The organism is Bacillus timonensis (assembly GCF_004799755.1).
GTDB lineage: Bacteria > Bacillota > Bacilli > Bacillales > Bacillaceae_L > Ferdinandcohnia > Ferdinandcohnia timonensis_A.
Genome location: NZ_SLUB01000114.1, coordinates 1 through 2,781 on the forward strand (window position 1 = coordinate 1; position 2,781 = coordinate 2,781).

The window sequence follows — 2,781 nt, forward strand, 5'->3', positions numbered from 1 at the left end:
ATTTTACTATTCAAATATTCCTATAAATATAAAAATCAGGGGAGAACGATGATCGAAAAAGAAAATAAATTAATTATCAATTCGGAAAAGGGAAATTTATTAAATGAATTAATTAGGTCCATAAAAGAGTGTGAAAAATTTTATTTTAGTGTCGCTTTTATTAATTTTAGTGGGTTACAACTATTATTGGAACCAATTAAAGAAGCAGAGGAACGAGGGATTAAAGGTAAGATAATTACATCCACTTATCTTAATTTCACTGAATCAAAGGCATTGGACAAATTAAAAGAATTTAATAACATCTCATTAAAAGTATATGTAACAGATAAAGAGATTGGCTTCCATACCAAAGCTTATATATTTGAATATAAGGATAGCTACAAAGTAATCATTGGTTCTTCAAATATAACTCAAAGTGCCTTAAAAAGTAATATTGAGTGGAATGTTGAAATTATCTCAAAACAAGACGCTTCTTTTATTAAAGAGGTACTTAAAGAATATGAGAATCTATGGAATATGAGTATTGATGCTGATGATGAATTTATCAAACGCTATGAAGAATTTCTAATGAGTTTTAAGAATTCACAAAATACAAATCAAATGATTTATGAACATAAAAAGCAATATATTGTTCCTAATCGAATGCAAAGACGTGCTATTGAAAACCTTGATCGCCTTCGAAGTTTTGGTGAAAAGAAGGGATTAGTAATTGCCGCTACGGGAACAGGTAAAACATATATGTCTGCATTCGATGTAAAAAGTTTTAAACCAAAAAAATTATTATTTATTGTACATAGAGAAGAAATATTGAAAAAAGCGAAAGACACTTTTGAATTACTGTTACCTAACGAAGGGATAACGTTTGGATTATTGACTGGTAATTATAAAAACAAGAATGTAGATTATTTGTTTGCAACTATACAAACTCTTAGTAAATGTTATTCCGATTTCAGAAGAGATGAGTTTGATTATATCATAATCGATGAGGCTCACCATGCAACAAGTCCTAGTTATCAAAGTGTACTAGATTACTTTCTGCCAAAATTTATGCTTGGAATGACAGCAACTCCCGAACGAAGTGATCATCACAATGTTTTTGAATTATTCGATCATAATGTGGCTCTAGAGGTTAGGTTACACGAAGCACTTGATGATGAACTTGTTATACCTTTTCATTACTTTGGGATAACGGATATTGATGAAATTGATTTGAGCGATGTAAGTATTGATGATATCACAGAGGTCACCAGAAGATTAAAGGTGAATGAGCGAGTAGATTTCATTGTAGAAAAAATGGAATTTTACGGACATGATGGTGATAAGAGAAAGGGTCTAGGCTTTTGTGCTAGTATTGAGCATGCGCAGTATATGGCAAGTGAATTTAACAAAAGAGGTTACAACAGTATTTGTTTAACAGGTGATGATTCACCTGACACTCGGGAACAGTTTATTAAAAGATTAGAAGACGATCATGATAACCTAGAGATGATTTTTACGGTAGATATTTTTAATGAAGGGGTTGATATTCCTTCGATTAATACTGTGCTAATGCTGAGACCAACTAATTCACCAATTGTCTTCATTCAACAGCTTGGAAGGGGATTACGTAAATTTGGTGAAAAAAGTTTTTTAACTGTTCTTGATTTCATTGGGAACCACACTAAAACGTTTTTAATAGCTATCGCCCTTAATGGTAGTAGATATTATGATAAAGAAAGTCTAAAAGTTGCAGTAGCCACCGGCTTTGCGAACATCCCAGGCGCAACACATATCCAAATGGATAGAATTTCACAGGAAAGAATCTTAGAACAAATTGATAAAGAAAATTTTAACTCAATGAAATATCTCAAAGAAGAATATTTTGAATTTAAAAAACTCAATCAAGGGCGGATTCCTTATTTGTTGCTTGATTATTTTAAGTATGATGGGGCTCCAGATCCTATAAAATTTATCAATCGTGAAAAATCGTATATTCAATTTGTTGCGAAAGTGGAAAAGGACGAATATCTAAAGAAATTATTACAAAATGAAAATTTTGAAGGGGCAATGAAGGAATTGTCCAGTAAACTTCCTTTAAAGAGAGTTTATGAATTTGTTATTATACGTTATTTGTTAGAAAATACGTTTATTGACCTAAAGATGGCAAAGGATGAAATCCTTAAAATAGTTGAACATGTTGATGAGGATAGTATTCTTCATGCATTTGAATATTTAAATCAAAACTATTATGATACGACTCAACAAAAAACAAAGCCAAAATTATTTGCATTTGAGAATCAACGTTTATTTAAGACACCATTGTTTGACAATTTATTAGAAAATGAGGAATATCAAAAATATATCATTGATGTTATATCTTATGGTATTTATCGCTATGAAAAGGAATTTAAACAAACCTATTATGGGGTACCACATTTCAAGTTATATGAACAATATCAGATGATTGACGCAGCTTTACTCTCTAATTACAGAAAAATTCACTCATCCTTTAGGGGTTCTGGATTATTAACGAATGGGAAAGAATTTTTCTTGTTTGTAGACTTACACAAAGAAGCAGATATAAAGGAAAGTATTAATTATCAAGATAAATTCATTAATCCTAAGGAATTTCAATGGCAGTCTGTTAATAATACATCTCAAGAATCGGATCGAGGAAAAGACATTATTTACAATAAGGAAAGAGGAGTAAATCTACATTTATTTATTCGAAAATACCGCGAAATAGATGGTAAGGTTGAGCCTTATATTTACATAGGTAAAGGCTGTCTCTTATACACATCT

General features: G+C 30.7%; 1 protein-coding gene. It reads left to right on the plus strand.

All coding sequences use genetic code 11. The features are described 5' to 3' along the window. Positions 1 to 48: 48 nt before the first annotated feature. A partial coding sequence (locus E1I69_RS23910) for a DEAD/DEAH box helicase (protein WP_136382002.1) occupies positions 49 to 2,781 on the plus strand: 2,733 nt, incomplete at its 3' end.